We start from the raw sequence: 14,803 nt of genomic DNA on the forward strand, positions 1-14,803 counted from the left end.
AGCGGGCCCTGGGGACGCGCCCACCCCTCGTACGGACGGGTTCCGGGGTGCGTCAGCGGCCCAGGTACCGCGGCTTCTCCTTGGCGATAAAGGCGCGGACCGCGATCGTGTGGTCCTCGGAGGCGCCCGCGCGGTTCTGGAGTTCCTCCTCCTTGTCCAGGGCCTCGGACAGGGAGTGGTCGGCGCCGTAGGCGAGGGACTCCTTCAGGGCCGCGTACGCCACCGTCGGGCCCTCCGCCAGCGTGCGGGCCACCTTCGCGGCCTCGGCGGCGAGGTCGGCGGCCGGGACCACGCGGTTCGCGATGCCCAGCTCGTACGCCTCCTGGGCGGTGATCGAGCGCGGGAAGAGCAGCAGGTCGGCGGCGCGGCTCGGGCCGATCACCCGGGGGAGCGTCCAGGACATGCCCGAGTCGGCGGTCAACGCGACCCCGGCGAACGAGGTGTTGAACGAGGCGGTGTCCGCGACCACCCGGTAGTCCGCCGCGAGCGCGAAGCCGAAGCCGGCCCCCGCCGCGACGCCGTTCACGCCCGCCACGACGGGCTTCCGCATGCCCGCGAGCGCCCTGGTGATCGGGTTGTAGTGGTCCCGGACCGTGTTCATGGTCTCCCGGGTGCCGTTCTCGTGGTCCGACATGAGCAGACCCACGTGTTCCTTCAGGTCCTGGCCGACGCAGAACGCCCGCTCGCCCGCCGCGGTGAGCAGCACCGCCCGTACGGCGGGGTCCGCAGAGGCCGTCTCGGCCGCGTCGCGGAGGGCGACTTTCGCCGCCACGTTCATCGCGTTCATGGCCTCGGGGCGGTTGAGCGTGATGGTGGCGAGCCCGTCGCTCACCTCGTACAGCACCGTGTCGGCCATGGGGTTCCCTTCGCCTCTTTGCGTGGTTGACCTGCACAGCATGGCGGAGATCACCCGCCCCGCCCATGTGAGCTGCGTCAAAGATTTGAAGGGCTCCGCCGGACGCCGAGCGGCGAAGTATCGCAGGCCGATCGCCGAAATGTGGGGTTTTGAGAGAGCGCGTTGCGCAAGCGATGCCATTCGATGTTGGTCATCGGGTCCTGCCATGCGGGATAATGACCTGGAAGCAATGTGTTCGAAGCCGGTGACGCGTGCTCCAGGTCATGGAGCTGCCCGGCTGACAAAGAGCTGGTTTCAGGAAGGGGAACAAGCATGGCGGCCATGAAGCCGCGGACGGGTGACGGCCCGCTCGAGGTGACCAAGGAGGGGCGGGGCATCGTCATGCGCGTTCCGCTCGAAGGCGGCGGTCGGCTTGTCGTCGAGCTGACTCCCGACGAGGCCGAGGCTCTGGGCGACGCCCTGAAGAAGGTCGTCGGCTGACCTTCCCTCGCATCCTGAGCACTGCCCCGGCACGGTCCGTCCGTGCCGGGGCAGTGGTGTGTCCGGGGGGCGGAGAGGGAGAAGGGGCCGGGGCCGGGGATGGCGGCAGGGGCAAGGAGACGTAGGGGTCGGGGAAGGGGCGGGGGCCGGGTCGGGCTTCTCAGCCGCGGCGGACCGCGCACAGTAGGCCGTCGCCCACCGGCAGCAGCGACGGGATGAGCTCCTGGCTCTCCCGCACCGTGCGCAGCAGCTCGCGGACCCGCTGGACCTCGGCCGGCTGGGCCCCGGAGTCGACCGTGCGGCCGTCCGCGAAGACGCCCTCGAAGCAGACGAGCCCGCCAGGTCGCAGCAGGCGCAACGATTCAGCGAGGTAGTCCAGGTACTCGAGCCGGTCGCCGTCGCAGAACACGAGGTCGTACCCGCCGTCCGCGAGCCGGGGCAGTACGTCCAGGGCCCGGCCGGGGATGAACCGCGCCCGGTTGCCCGCGAAGCCCGCCGCACGGAACGCCGTCTTGGCGAGCTGCTGCCGCTCCGGCTGGAGGTCCACCGTCGTCAGGACGCCGTCGGGCCGCATGCCGAGCAGCAGGTAGATGCCCGACACGCCGGTGCCCGTGCCGATCTCCGCCACCGCCTTCGCGTCCGCCGTGGCCGCGAGCAGGCGCAGCGCCCCACCGGTGCCAGGCGACACCGAGGGCAGCCCTGCCTCCCGGGCCCGCTCACGGGCCCAGCGCAGAGCTTCGTCCTCGGCGACGAAGGCGTCGGCGAACGACCAGCTCGTCTGCCGGTTGGCGGTAATGGCCCTCTCCTGTCCCCGTAGTTGACGCAACGGTGACTGTATCCGCTGTCAGCGGGAACCCGCAGATGGGACCGGGCGTTCACCAGGGGAGGACGCGGTAGGAGGAAGCCGGGGGACCCGGTTCCAAATTCGCGTAAAGATTCTTATCCGGAGCTAACGGGCGAGGTGGCTATGGTAGGGGCTCCACTGGACACCACCAGAGCCGACAGGGGAGGTGCGGCTGCGCCTGTGGATCGGGGAGGAGTGCTTCGGCGTCTTCTCAGGTCGGCGGGTGAGCCGAAATCCGTGACCGACACCGCTGACCGAATCCGCACCGCAGACTCCGCTCCCACCACCGCGACCTTCGCATCGGATGCGGAATCGCAGGCGTGGACTCCGCCCACCTGGGAGGAGATCGTCAGCACGCACAGCGGCCGGGTATACCGCCTCGCCTACCGGCTGACCGGCAACCAGCACGACGCCGAGGACCTGACCCAGGAGGTCTTCGTCCGCGTCTTCCGCTCGCTGTCGACGTACACGCCGGGCACCTTCGAGGGCTGGCTCCACCGCATCACCACCAATCTCTTCCTCGACATGGTCCGCCGCAAGCAGCGCATCCGCTTCGACGCGCTCGCGGACGACGCCGCCGAGCGGCTGCCCAGCCGTGAGCCCTCGCCGCAGCAGGTGTTCAACGACACCCACTTCGACGCCGACGTGCAGCAGGCCCTCGACACCCTCGCGCCCGAGTTCCGCGCCGCGGTCGTCCTCTGCGACATCGAAGGACTGTCGTACGAGGAGATCGCCGCGACCCTCGGCGTGAAGCTCGGCACCGTCCGCAGCCGCATCCACCGCGGTCGCTCCCACCTGCGCAAGGCCCTCAAGCACCGCTCGCCCGAGGCACGGGCGGAGCGTGCCCTTGCCTCCGTCGGATGGGAGGCAGGGACAGCGTGAGTGGCACACGTCCCTCGTCACCGACCCCCGCGGAGCACCACCTCGGGGACCGGCTGGCCGCGCTCGTCGACGGCGAGCTCGGGCATGACGCCCGCGAGCGGGTCCTCGCCCACCTCGCGACCTGCGCCCGGTGCAAGGCGGAGGCCGACGCGCAGCGCACTCTCAAGAGCGTCTTCGCCTCGGCGGCTCCTCCGCCGCCCTCGGAGGGATTCCTCGCCCGGCTCCAGGGGCTACCCGGGGGCCCCGGTGAGCCGGGAGGCCCCGGCGGACCGAGAGGCCCCCTCGAAGAACTCCTCGGCGCGGGCGGTGTGCGGTCCGACGGTTTCGCCACGGCGGCCGTCGTCACCCCGCACCCCGGGCACTCCGCCCCGCAGACCGGCTTCCGCATCCACGAGGTCGGCGACCGCGGGACGTCCTGGCGCGGCCGGCGCTTCGCCTTCGCGGCGGCCAGCGCCGTCTCGTTCGCGGCCATCGCCCTCGGCGGCACCCTGCCGCTGGAGGCCTCGGTGAACGCGAGCGGCCGCGGCGGTCAGGGCAGCGGCACGGCGGTCACTCCGCTGCGCGCCACCGCCGCGGGCCCGGGCGGCGGCACGGCCCTCTCCCGGGGCACCCGCTCCGGTGAGCGCGGCGCCCAGTCCGTCGACGGCTCGCAGGTGGGAGCGGGGGCTCCGCTGACTCCCGGGACCCCGCCGGCGCTGCCGCACGGGCCGGTGTCGCCGGTCGGTCCCGGCACGGTTCCGGCGGGCGCGGTCCCGCCGGACGCGGTGCGCTCCCCTGCCATGCCGCTGGTGGCGGTACGGCTCCGGGACCCGGCCACGCAGTCGTTCCTGGCCCTCTCGCCGTTCATACGGCCGACGGGGCCGGCGCTCCGACTGGCCTTCGGGTCCGGACCCGCTCCGGCGCCCGGTCCGACCGCAGCACCGCTCGGCTCCCACCGCTGACCCGCGACCTGGTTGAATCCAGGGACAGGGGCGCCCGCCCAAGGGGGCGCGGACGGGTCAGCGGGTTGCGGGGAGAGCATGAACAACGGAAAGCCGAACTGGTGGAGCCGGCCGTCGAGCGCACCGGAGGCGGCACGGATACCCTCGCCGCCTCCGGCCGACGACCGCACGGAGGGCGCCGTCGCCGCGCATGACGCCGACGGCGACTTTCCGCTGCCCGCGCCGCAGCCGTCGCCCGAGGCGCCCGGAGCGCCCGAGGCGCCGGACGCCGGCACCGTCGGGGCCGAGGTGACGGATGTGGCCGCCGCGGAGGACCTCGCGGTCACGCCCCCGGCCGCCGTGACGACCGCCGACGTCCCCGCGCCCGCCGAGGCTCCCGCGCCCACAGAGGCCCCCGCGCCCGCAGAGACCCCCGCCGTGCTGCTGACCAAGAGCGAGGCCCCCGCCCCGGCGGACGCGGTCCCGGCGGACGCGGCCCCGACCGAGGTCCTTCCGGTGACCGGGGATCAGCTGACCGGTGCTCAGGCGACCGCGACCCTCCCGGTGACCGACGGCTCCGCGGCCGAAGGCTCCGGGACCGCAGGCTCCGTGACCGCAGGCTCCGTGACCGACGCCTCCCCGGCCCCGGCCGTCCCGGCGCCCGCCGCCGCGCCCACGCCCCTGCACGCGCCCGACGAGTACCGGACGCCGCCCTACGGCGAGCCCGGCCCCTGGGCGCCCGCGCCGCCCGTACAGCGCCCCCCGGTGCCCGTACCGCCGCAGCAGGCCCACGTACCCCCCGTACCGCCGCAGTCCCAGCCGCACGCGGTGCCGCACTCCCCGTCCCACCCCCAGCCCCCGCTGCACGCGCAGGCCGGCGGCGTGCCGCCGCAGGCCGGTGCGCCCTGGGTGCAGTACGACCCCTGGGGGGCCGGCGGGGCCGGACTGCCGCCGCTGCCGGCGCGGAAGTCCCGCAAGGGTCTCGCCCTGGTCGGGGCGCTCGTGCTCGCGCTCGTCACCGGGGTCATCGGCGGCGGTATCGGCGCGTACGTCGAGCGGAACGGCGGCATCACCACCGTGGAGCTGCCGCAGGCGGACGGCGGTGACTCCGACCGGGCCCCCGACAGCGTGGCCGGGATCGCGGCCAGCGCCCTGCCCGGCGTCGTCACCCTGCACGTCAAGGGCGGCGGTTCGTCCGGCACAGGCACCGGCTTCGTGCTCGACACCAAGGGCCACATCCTCACCAACAACCACGTCGTGGACGGGGCCCAGTCCTCCCGCGACATCTCGGTGACCTTCTCCAGCGGCGAGACCGCCCGCGCCAAGGTCGTCGGCAAGGACACCGGATACGACCTCGCCGTCGTCCAGGTCACCGGCGTCTCCGGCCTCAAGCCGCTGCCGCTCGGCAACTCCGACAACGTCCGCGTCGGCGACCCCGTCGTCGCCATCGGCGCCCCGTTCGACCTCTCCAACACGGTCACCTCCGGCATCATCAGCGCCAAGGAGCGGCCGATCACCGCGGGCGGCGAGAAGGGCGACGGCAGCGACATCAGCTACGTCGACGCCCTCCAGACCGATGCCCCCATCAACCCCGGCAACTCCGGCGGTCCGCTCCTCGACTCCAAGGGCCGGGTCATCGGCATCAACAGCGCCATCCGCGCGGCCGGCGGCTCGGGCGAGGGAGAGGGCGGCAGCGCCTCCCAGCCCGGCTCCATCGGCCTCGGCTTCGCCATACCGATCAACCAGGGCAAGCGCGTCGCCGAGGAGCTCATCAACACGGGCAAGGCCACCCACCCGGTCATCGGTGTGAGCCTCGACATGCAGTTCAACGGCGACGGCGCCCGGGTCGGCGAGAAGGGCAAGGACGGTTCCGCCTCCGTCACGCCCGGCGGCCCGGCCGCGACGGCGGGGCTCCGCCCCGGCGACGTCATCACCAAGGTCGACGGCCAGCGCGTGCACAACGGCGAGGAGCTGATCGTGAAGATCCGCGCCCACCGCCCCGGCGACCGACTGGAGCTCACCCTGACCCGGGACGGCAAAGAGCTGACAAAGACGTTGACGCTCGGCTCGTCCACGGGCACCTGAGCGCCATGTGGCCGACACCGGGAGGTACCCGTCCGGCAGTTTGGGCGGGTACCGTGGACCGGGCCCTTGACCGGCATGAAGGAGCTACTAGGTGTTCAGCGACATAGGCGCACTCGAGCTGGTGACGCTCGTCGTCCTCGCCGTGCTCGTCTTCGGGCCGGACAAGCTCCCGAAGGTCATCCAGGACGTCTCGCGCTTCATCAAGAAGATCCGGGACTTCTCGGACAGCGCGAAGGAGGACATCCGGAGCGAGCTCGGTCCCGAGTTCAAGGACTTCGAGTTCGAGGACCTCAACCCGAAGACGTTCCTCCGCAAGCAGATGGAGCAGAACGAGGACCTCCGGGACCTCAAGGAGCTGCGCGGCACCTTCGACCTGAAGAAGGAGATGAACGACGTCGCCGACGCGGTCCACGGCCGTGAGCCGCAGCCCTCGGCCGTCAACGGCTCCCCGTCGGCCGGTGCTGCCGCCGGCGCCGTCACCTCCGCCAACGGCACTCCCGACCTGCTGAAGAAGCAGGACAAGCCGGGCACTCCGGAGCGTCCTCCGTACGACTCCGACGCGACCTGACGACGGGCTGTCACCGACCCGACGCGCCCAGGTGGCTATCCTCCCTCTGTTGACGGAACGAGGAGGCGGCCGAGATGGAGACCACGAGTCGGGTGGAGGGGGTACCCCTGGCCCGGCGGACCGCCGAGGGCTACCTGGGCGCACCGTTCGCCTGGTACGGCCTGGACGAGGCGTTCACCGGGCCGCGCTGGCTGATGCAGGTGGGCACCGCGGCGGACGGCAGCGTGCAGCACGGGTCGACCGGGCACGGCGAGACGCCGTCGATAAAGACGGACGCGAGCGGCGCGGAGAAGGAGCGGTTCGCGGTCGTCGTGACGGTGGCCGCGAGCCCGGTCCGGCGGACCGGGGACGGCACGGGCGTCCTCGACGCCACCACCGTGTCCTCGGCGGCCTGGCTGGCCGGCTCGGGGCTGCTCGTCCACACCTGGCCCCCCTCGCTCGACCACGCGACGCGGGACAACTGGCTCGACCAGCAGACCGAGACGGCGTTCGAGCTGGCCGACGACCTCGACGGGCCGGAGTGGTCGACGCTGTCGCTGCCGGTGGACGGGGTGCCGATGCCGTTCCACTACCGCGAGTCGGAGTTCGGGTGGGTCCTCGCGGGATCCGCCGCGGACGTGCACATCGGGGCGTACGGGCGCGGCATGAGCGCGTACGGCCTCGGGTTCGCCCAGATCAAGGACCTGGACGCGTACGCCTGACGGCATGACGAAGGGCGCCCCCGAGGGGGCGCCCTTCGTCATCACCTCAGAACTTGTTGCGCGGCGTGATGCCCAGGCTCATGCCCGAGAGGCCCCGCTGGCGGCCGCCGAGCTTGCCGGCGATCGCGCGGAGGGCCGCGCCCGCCGGGGAGTCCGGGTCGGAGAGGACGACGGGCCTGCCCTCGTCGCCGCCCTCGCGGAGCCGTACGTCGATCGGGATCGAGCCGAGGACCGGGACCGTCGCGCCCGTGGTCTGCGTCAGACCGTCGGCGACCCGCTGGCCGCCGCCCGTGCCGAACACGTCGACCATCTCGTCGCAGTGCGGGCACGGCAGGCCCGCCATGTTCTCGACCACACCGACGATCTTCTGGTGGGTCTGGACGGCGATGGAGCCGGCCCGCTCGGCGACCTCGGCCGCCGCCTGCTGCGGGGTGGTGACGACCAGGATCTCCGCGTTCGGCACGAGCTGCGCGACCGAGATCGCGATGTCGCCGGTGCCCGGGGGCAGGTCGAGCAGGAGGACGTCCAGGTCGCCCCAGTACACGTCCGCGAGGAACTGCTGGAGCGCGCGGTGCAGCATCGGGCCGCGCCACACCACCGGCGCGTTGCCCGGGGTGAACATGCCGATGGAGATGACCTTCACGCCGTTCGCCGACGGCGGCATGATCATGTTCTCGACCTGGGTCGGACGGCCGTCCGCGCCCAGCATCCGCGGCACGCTGTGGCCGTAGATGTCGGCGTCGACGACGCCGACCTTCAGACCGTCGGCGGCCATCGCCGCGGCCAGGTTCACGGTGACGGACGACTTGCCGACGCCACCCTTGCCGGAGGCGACCGCGTACACCCGGGTCAGCGAGCCGGGCTTGGCGAACGGCACCTCGCGCTCGGCGGTCGTGCCGCGCAGCGCCGCCGCGAGCTCCTTGCGCTGCTCGTCGCTCATCACGTCCAGCGAGACGTCGACGCCGGTGACGCCCTCGACGCCGGAGACCGCGTCGGTCACCCGCTGGGTGATGGTCTCGCGCATCGGGCAGCCGGAGACGGTCAGGTAGACCGTGACGGCGACCTTGCCGTCCGGTTCGATCTCCACCGACTTGACCATGCCGAGCTCAGTGATCGGTTTGTTGATCTCGGGGTCGTTCACCGTCGCCAGTGCTTCGAGCACCGCGTCTTCCATAGCCATACCGACGATGGTACGGCGCCGACCACCGGCCCATGAAAGGCCTGTCAACGGTCGGGTACGTCACTTCGCCGGGTGTCGGCCGACGGGAATAGATCCCGGCGCTCCTCCAGCTCCCTGATCAGGTCCTGGAGCTCCGAACGGATCCAGTCGCGGGTGGCCACCTCGCCGAGGCCCATCCGCAGCGCCGCGATCTCCCGGGTGAGGTACTCGGTGTCCGCGATGGACCGCTCGTTCTGCTTCCGGTCCTGTTCGAGGTTGACCCGGTCCCGGTCGTCCTGCCGGTTCTGCGCGAGCAGGATCAGCGGAGCCGCGTACGAGGCCTGCAGGGACAGCGCGAGCGTCAGGAAGATGAAGGGGTACTCGTCGAACTTGAGCGGGCCCGGCGCGAAGATGTTCCAGACGACCCAGACGATGATCGTCAGGGTCATCCAGACGAGGAACCGCCCGGTCCCCAGGAAGCGGGCGATCCGCTCCGACAGCCGCCCGAACGCCTCGGGGTCGTACTCCGGAAGGAACTTGGGCCGCCGCTCGCGCGGCAGGTCGAGCCGGATGCGGGCCCCCGGCCGCTCGCGCTCCCGGTCGCGGTCCCGCTCGCGGTCCTGCGTGCGCTCAGCCGCCATGCCCGGCCCCCTCCTCGTGGAACTCGGTCTCGCGCCAGTCCTCCGGCAGCAGATGGTCGAGCACGTCGTCGACGGTGACCGCGCCGAGCAGCGACCCGCTCTCGTCGACCACGGGCGCCGCGACCATGTTGTACGCGGCGAGATAACTGGTCACGGCCGGCAGCGGGGTGTCCGGGCCGAGCGGCGGCAGATCGCTGTCCACGAGCGAGCTGACCAGCGTGAACGGCGGATCGCGAAGCAGCCGCTGGAAGTGCACCGTGCCCAGGTACTTGCCCGTCGGCGTCTCGTCGGGCGGCCGGCACACGTACACCTGCGCCGCCAGCGCCGGCGACAGGTCCTGCTGCCGGACCCGGGCCAGCGCGTCCGCGACCGTGGCGTCCGGCCGCAGCACGATCGGCTCGGTCGTCATCAGACCGCCCGCCGTGCGCTCCTCGTACGCCAGGAGCCGCCGGACGTCGGCCGCGTCGTCCGGCTGCATCAGCGTCAGCAGCCGCTCCTGGTCCTCCTCCGGCAGCTCGGACAGCAGGTCGGCCGCGTCGTCCGGGTCCATCGCCTCCAGGACGTCGGCCGCGCGCTCCTCCTTCAGCTTGCCGAGGATCTCGATCTGGTCGTCCTCGGGCAGCTCTTCGAGGACGTCGGCGAGCCGGTCGTCGTCGAGAGCGGCGGCGACCTCGACGCGCCGCTTGGCCGGGAGGTGGTGCAGGGCGTTGGCCAGGTCTGCGGGGCGGAGCTTCTCGAAGGTGGCGACCAGGCTCTCGGCGCCCTGGCCGTGCTCCTCCAGGGAGAAGCCCGTGACGCCCGACCACTCGACGGTCAGCGTCTCGCCCTTGCGGCTCAGCACCCCGCCCTTCCCCTTGCGGACGAAGACCTTGTCGATCTCCCAGTCGCGGCGGGCGGGCAGCTGCTGGATGGCGACGTCGAGGACGGTGACCTCCTCGCCCTCCTGCCCGCCGGGCCCCACGAGCCGGACGCGCCGGTCGAGGAGCTCGCCGAGGACGAGGCGCTCGGTGGGGCGCGCCTCGAAGCGGCGCATGTTGACGACACCGGTCGTGATGACCTGGCCGGACTCCACACCGGTGATCCGGGTCATCGGCACGAACACCCGGCGGCGGCTCAGGACCTCCACGACCATGCCGAGCAGCCGCGGCGGCCGGCGGCCGACCCGCAGCATGGCCACCAGGTCGCTGACCCGGCCGACCTGGTCGCCGACGGGGTCGAAGACCGGGACTCCGGCGAGGTGGGAGACGAAGATCCGGGGGGCGCCTGCCGCCATGCCACGCGCCTCCTCGCTGCCGCACGATTCGAGTCATTGCCGAGCTTTGCCTGGTTCAGGCTAGCCCGTGCCGTTCCGACCCGCCCCGGCAGTGCCTCCGTACGGCTGCTGCCGGGCGCGTCACCCGGCCCGGGTACGCTGCGGACTGCCGTCCCCACCGGCACGCCGGCCCTCCCGCCCGGCAGAACCCCCAGAACAGAAGACCGCCGCCCGGGTCCCCCCCCGTACGGGCCGCGGTCCGTGTCCCCCACGACATGAGAGGCAGCGCTGATGGCCGTTCGTGCCGCGTCGTCGCGTATCCACCGGGCCGTCGTGCCGCTCGCGCTCTGCGCCGGCCTGACCGTGGGGCTCACGGCCTGCGCCGCCGATCCGGACGAGGGCACCAACGGGGTCGGGAAGCTCTCCGCGGCCGAGATCGAGGGCAAGGCGCGGACCGCCGCGGGCACCGCGCGGGCGGTACGGCTCTCCGGCACCCTGGTCAGCAAGGGCGACACGTTCAAGCTGAACATGCGCCTCAAGCAGGACGGCGCCACCGGCTCGGTGACGACGAAGAACAGCACCTTCGAGCTGCTGCGGGTCGGCGAGGCGCTCTACCTGAAGGCGGACGCGGACTTCTGGTCCCACGAGTCCCAGGGCGGCGACGAGCCGACGGAGGCCGACTCCGAGGCCGCCGACAAGCTCGACGACAAGTACGTGAAGGTGCCGCAGGGCGACCCCGCGTACAAGCAGCTGCGCGGCTTCACCGACATGGACCTGCTGCTCACCGGGCTGACCGGGCTGCACGGGGAGAAGGTGAAGGGCGACCGGGACCAGATCGGCGGGGTCCGCACGGTCAAGGTCAAGGGCGGCGAGGACGGCATGGGCGGCACCCTCGACGTGGCGCTGCAGGGCGACCCGTACCCGCTGCGGTTCGCGCGGGGCGGGGGAGCGGGCCTGGTGGTCCTCTCCGAGTGGAACAAGGACTTCCCGCTCACCGAGCCGTCGAAGGAAGAGATCCTCGACTACGGCAAGCAGCTGCCCAGGACCTGAGCCGGGGCCCGGCCGGAGGCAGGGGATCGGGCCGGAGGCCGGGAATCGGGCCTGAGCCAGGGACCCGGGCTGTGGTGTGGCCGGGGCGGAGACTCCCGGGCCAGGCCAGGCCAAGGCGTGGCCGGGGCAAGGAGCCGGGCCAGGCGTGGCCGAGGCAGGGACCCCCGGGCTGTGGCCTGGCCCGAGGTGGTTCAGCGGCGCTTGCGGCGTGCGAGCAGCTTCGGGAGGCCGGGCGGCACCGGGTCGCGGGTCGTGGCCGCCGAGGGCAGCGGTACGGCCGCCAGGGAGCCGTCCGGCAGCTCCGTGGTCGAGGACCGGGGGTCGAGCCGCAGGACCCGGCACTCGCGCCCCCAGCGGCCCGTCATGGCCTCGCCGTCGGGTGCGTTGAGCCGCTTGCCCTTCAGCTCGGCGACCGCCGCGTCCCACTCCTCGGTGCCGGGCGCGATCTCGCGCACGCCGGCCGTCCAGGAGACGAGCCGGCCGCCCTTGTCCTTGCTGCGGACCGTGACCTCGGCCGTCCCGCCGTCCACCAGGCCCGGCAGCGGCTGCTCGCCGGGGCCGTCGCCGACGACGAAGGCGGCGCCGTCGGACCAGACGTGCCAGAGCGCGCGGGCCGGGCCGGTGCCGCGGACCCACACCAGGCCGGACTTCTTGGTGGCCTCCTCGACGAGGGCGGGCCCGAGCAGCTCTTCAGTCATGGCCCGAAGCCTAGGCGATGGCCCCCGGCCGCCGAGCGGTCACAGCCAACCGTTGCGCTTCAGCGTGCGGTGGATGGTGAAGCAGATCGCGACGATGCCGGTCAGCACCATCGGGTAGCCGTACTTCCAGTGCAGCTCGGGCATGTGGTCGAAGTTCATGCCGTACACGCCGCAGACCGCCGTGGGGACGGCGACGATCGCCGCCCACGAGGTGATCTTGCGCATGTCCTCGTTCTGCGCGACGGTCGCCTGCGCCAGGTTGGCCTGGAGGATCGAGTTGAGCAGTTCGTCGAAGCCGACGACCTGCTCCTGCACCCGGGCGAGGTGGTCGGCGACGTCCCGGAAGTACTTCTGGATGTCGGGGTCGACGAGCCGCATGGGCCGCTCGGAGAGCAGCTGCATCGGGCGGAGCAGCGGCGTGACGGCCCGCTTGAACTCCAGTACCTCACGCTTCAGCTGGTAGATCCGGCCGGTGTCCGTACCGCGCGTCGAGCCCTTCGCGGCCGGCGAGAAGACGTCGATCTCCAGCTGGTCGATGTCGAGTTCGACGGCGTCGGCGACCGCGATGTAGCCGTCGACGACATGGTCGGAGAGGGCGTGGAGCACCGCGGAGGGCCCTTTGGCGAGCAGCTCGGGCTCACCCTCGAGCCGGTGCCGGAGGTTGCGCAGGGAGCCCTGGCCGCCGTGCCGGACGGTGATGACGAAGTCGGGCCCGGTGAAGCACATGACCTCGCCGGTCTCGACGACCTCGCTGGTCGCGGTGAGTTCGGTGTGCTCGACGTAGTGGATCGTCTTGAACACGGTGAAGAGGGTGTCGTCGTACCGCTCCAGCTTGGGCCGCTGGTGGGCGTGGACGGCGTCCTCGACGGCGAGCGGGTGCAGTCCGAACTCGGCGGCGATACCGGCGAATTCGGCCTCGGTCGGCTCGTGCAGCCCGATCCAGGCGAAGCCGCCGTGCTCCCGCACCCGGCTCATGGCGCCGCGCGGGGTGAGGCACTCGCGGTCGTCGACGCGGCTTCCGTCGCGGTAGACGGCGCAGTCGACCACGGCGCTGGAGGCCGTGTGGTCGCGGGTGGGGTCGTACGAGGTGTACGTGGTGGGGGTCTTGCGCAGGGGGTGCCGCAGGCTCGGACGGACGGCGGCGCGCAGGTCACGGATCATCGACATGGGCATGCTCCTTCACGGAGAAGCCGTCGGCGAGCGTGGAACAGCCCGGAATGGGGACGTGGAGCTACGTCGTCCACAAAGCGGGCGGCACCGAGGGATCGCGGTGACGGCGTTCGCTACAGACAGGCAAAGGCGAGATGCTCTTCCGTCGTGCGAGATGCCGGAGAGGCGGGTCCGTACGGATACGGGCCGGGGATCACCGGAAGCGCGGACGCACCGGGCGCGGGTGCGGGGCGGAAGAGCGGCTGGTACTGCCCGATCGACTTCGGTCCATCGCAGCCCCACCTCCTCCGGCCGGTCCCTCGTGAGGGATGACGTGTGACGAGTAGTCGGGAGTTCGGGACTCCCGACCAGCGGCCAAGACTATCAGCCGACTGAGGGTCAATCCCTTCCTTTGCCCGTTCCATACGCGCTTTATGCTCAGGACATGGGAGAAGTTCTTGCTCTTGTCGAGGCCCGGCTGCGGACGGCGCTCGGCGAACCGGACGCACGGGCCGCGGTGACGTTCCTCGGCACGGACCGGATCGAGGTGCTCCGCTTCATGGACGGCGACCTCGTGCGGTACGCCACCCTCGGCATGTCCGCACAGCCGATGGCCGACCCGACCGCCGCGCTCGCCGATCCGGTCAAGGGGCCGCGCGCCGAGCTCGTCCTGACCGTACGGGCCGGCCTCGCCGACACCGACAAGGTGCTGCGCCCGCTCGCGGTGCTCGCCGCGACCCCGCAGGTCGAGGGTGTCGTGGTGGCCGCGGGCGCCTCGCTCGACGTCGGCGACCCGCTCTGGCCGGGCGCCGCCTTCAGTTCGGTCCTGGTCGGAGAGTCCGGCGGCCTGGTCGAGGACCTGGAGCTGGACGAGCCGATGGACCCGGTGCGGTTCCTGCCGCTGCTCCCGATGACCTCGAACGAGGCGGCGTGGAAGCGGGTCCACGGGGCGCAGGCCCTGGAGGAGCGCTGGCTGACGCAGGGCACGGACCTGCGCGATCCACTGCGCAGGTCCGTGGGTCTGGACTGACGGAGCCCCGCACTCGTCGGCGCGGACGGTGCGTCGGGTGCCGGGAGGGGGCCCGTCCACCGGGCTGTCCGGTTCGGGTCCGGGCGGCATGCCGGTCCGGTTCGGGTCGGTCCGGTTCGGGGGAGCCACCGGCCTGCCCGGTTCAGGTCCTCCGGGCGACGGCCCTGGTGGCGATGGCATGGGCGATCGCCAGGTAGACCACCGCGGGGATGCCGTAGTCGAGCAGCACCTGAGCGGTGTGGTGCGCGACGTCGAACAGGCCGATCGACCAGCCCGCGAGCCAGTCGGCGGCGCTGTGGAACCAGCCGACGACGGTGTTCGCGCGGTTGGCGTCGAGCAGGTCCAGCGCGATCCACACGACCAGGATGCCCACGATGACGTGGGCCACGGTTCTTATGACGGAGTCGATGCCTCTCATGGACTCCGTGTTGCCCGGGTCCGGCACCGCAAACCGGCCACGGCGGGTCCGCCCCGCCGTGGCCGGTCCG

16 protein-coding genes are annotated in these 14,803 nt (G+C 72.3%); 8 read left to right on the forward strand and 8 right to left on the reverse strand.

The window, feature by feature from the left end:
- Positions 1 to 52: 52 nt before the first annotated feature.
- Entirely contained in the window at positions 53 to 856 is an 804-nt protein-coding gene (locus AMK27_RS23935; protein WP_073912002.1) for an enoyl-CoA hydratase/isomerase family protein, read from the reverse strand.
- Positions 857 to 1,168: 312 nt separating this feature from the next.
- Between AMK27_RS23935 and AMK27_RS23940 the strand changes: the two genes are divergently transcribed.
- Positions 1,169 to 1,336, forward strand: coding sequence for a DUF3117 domain-containing protein (locus AMK27_RS23940; protein WP_009997451.1), 168 nt, complete (start codon positions 1,169 to 1,171; stop codon positions 1,334 to 1,336).
- A 160-nt stretch (positions 1,337 to 1,496) separates the two neighbouring features.
- Here the strand turns inward: AMK27_RS23940 and AMK27_RS23945 are convergent, their stop codons facing one another.
- Positions 1,497 to 2,162 (reverse strand): O-methyltransferase, encoded by a 666-nt coding sequence (locus AMK27_RS23945; RefSeq protein ID WP_073912004.1) that lies wholly within the window; start codon positions 2,160 to 2,162, stop codon positions 1,497 to 1,499.
- Between the two features lie 141 nt (positions 2,163 to 2,303).
- Here AMK27_RS23945 and sigE point away from each other — a divergent pair, with 141 nt between their 5' ends.
- From sigE to AMK27_RS23970, 5 genes are all read left to right on the forward strand, one after another.
- Complete coding sequence (gene sigE / locus AMK27_RS23950; RefSeq protein WP_073912007.1) at positions 2,304 to 3,062, forward strand: RNA polymerase sigma factor SigE; 759 nt, start codon at positions 2,304 to 2,306, stop codon at positions 3,060 to 3,062.
- Positions 3,059 to 4,003, forward strand: coding sequence for an anti-sigma factor family protein (locus AMK27_RS23955; protein ID WP_073913159.1), 945 nt, complete (start codon positions 3,059 to 3,061; stop codon positions 4,001 to 4,003). The genes sigE and AMK27_RS23955 overlap by 4 nt, the downstream gene beginning before the upstream one ends.
- 78 nt (positions 4,004 to 4,081) lie before the next feature.
- On the forward strand, positions 4,082 to 6,067 hold the full coding sequence (locus tag AMK27_RS23960; RefSeq protein WP_079188580.1) for a trypsin-like peptidase domain-containing protein: 1,986 nt from the start codon (positions 4,082 to 4,084) through the stop codon (positions 6,065 to 6,067).
- A gap of 91 nt (positions 6,068 to 6,158) precedes the next feature.
- Positions 6,159 to 6,635, forward strand: coding sequence for a sec-independent translocase (locus AMK27_RS23965; protein ID WP_073912013.1), 477 nt, complete (start codon positions 6,159 to 6,161; stop codon positions 6,633 to 6,635).
- A 74-nt stretch (positions 6,636 to 6,709) separates the two neighbouring features.
- Positions 6,710 to 7,336 (forward strand): hypothetical protein, encoded by a 627-nt coding sequence (locus AMK27_RS23970; RefSeq protein WP_073912016.1) that lies wholly within the window; start codon positions 6,710 to 6,712, stop codon positions 7,334 to 7,336.
- A gap of 46 nt (positions 7,337 to 7,382) precedes the next feature.
- Here the strand turns inward: AMK27_RS23970 and AMK27_RS23975 are convergent, their stop codons facing one another.
- The 3 genes from AMK27_RS23975 to AMK27_RS23985 are packed head-to-tail and all read right to left on the reverse strand — an operon-like array spanning position 7,383 to position 10,409.
- Positions 7,383 to 8,516: an Mrp/NBP35 family ATP-binding protein gene (locus tag AMK27_RS23975; protein WP_073912019.1), complete on the reverse strand. Its 1,134-nt coding sequence runs from the start codon at positions 8,514 to 8,516 to the stop codon at positions 7,383 to 7,385.
- A 44-nt stretch (positions 8,517 to 8,560) separates the two neighbouring features.
- Complete coding sequence (locus tag AMK27_RS23980) at positions 8,561 to 9,136, reverse strand: DUF1003 domain-containing protein (protein WP_073912022.1); 576 nt, start codon at positions 9,134 to 9,136, stop codon at positions 8,561 to 8,563.
- On the reverse strand, positions 9,126 to 10,409 hold the full coding sequence (locus AMK27_RS23985; RefSeq protein ID WP_073912025.1) for a magnesium transporter MgtE N-terminal domain-containing protein: 1,284 nt from the start codon (positions 10,407 to 10,409) through the stop codon (positions 9,126 to 9,128). The genes AMK27_RS23980 and AMK27_RS23985 overlap by 11 nt, the downstream gene beginning before the upstream one ends.
- A gap of 270 nt (positions 10,410 to 10,679) precedes the next feature.
- Here AMK27_RS23985 and AMK27_RS23990 point away from each other — a divergent pair, with 270 nt between their 5' ends.
- Positions 10,680 to 11,438, forward strand: coding sequence for a hypothetical protein (locus AMK27_RS23990; RefSeq protein ID WP_073912028.1), 759 nt, complete (start codon positions 10,680 to 10,682; stop codon positions 11,436 to 11,438).
- Between the two features lie 191 nt (positions 11,439 to 11,629).
- Here AMK27_RS23990 and AMK27_RS23995 read toward each other — a convergent pair whose 3' ends face one another.
- Together AMK27_RS23995 and AMK27_RS24000 are read right to left on the reverse strand one after the other, a co-directional pair.
- Positions 11,630 to 12,136, reverse strand: a complete 507-nt coding sequence (locus AMK27_RS23995) for a hypothetical protein (protein ID WP_073912031.1) — start codon at positions 12,134 to 12,136, stop codon at positions 11,630 to 11,632.
- Positions 12,137 to 12,175: 39 nt separating this feature from the next.
- On the reverse strand, positions 12,176 to 13,303 hold the full coding sequence (locus AMK27_RS24000) for a magnesium and cobalt transport protein CorA (protein WP_073912034.1): 1,128 nt from the start codon (positions 13,301 to 13,303) through the stop codon (positions 12,176 to 12,178).
- 427 nt (positions 13,304 to 13,730) lie between these two features.
- Between AMK27_RS24000 and AMK27_RS24010 the strand changes: the two genes are divergently transcribed.
- A complete protein-coding gene (locus tag AMK27_RS24010) occupies positions 13,731 to 14,315 on the forward strand; it encodes a suppressor of fused domain protein (RefSeq protein WP_073912037.1) in 585 nt (194 codons plus the stop codon).
- Positions 14,316 to 14,457: 142 nt separating this feature from the next.
- Here the strand turns inward: AMK27_RS24010 and AMK27_RS24015 are convergent, their stop codons facing one another.
- Positions 14,458 to 14,703, reverse strand: coding sequence for a hypothetical protein (locus AMK27_RS24015; protein WP_445194869.1), 246 nt, complete (start codon positions 14,701 to 14,703; stop codon positions 14,458 to 14,460).
- Positions 14,704 to 14,803 lie beyond the last annotated feature (100 nt).

Origin of the sequence: Streptomyces sp. CB02009 (assembly GCF_001905825.1) — a bacterium.
Lineage (GTDB): Bacteria > Actinomycetota > Actinomycetes > Streptomycetales > Streptomycetaceae > Streptomyces.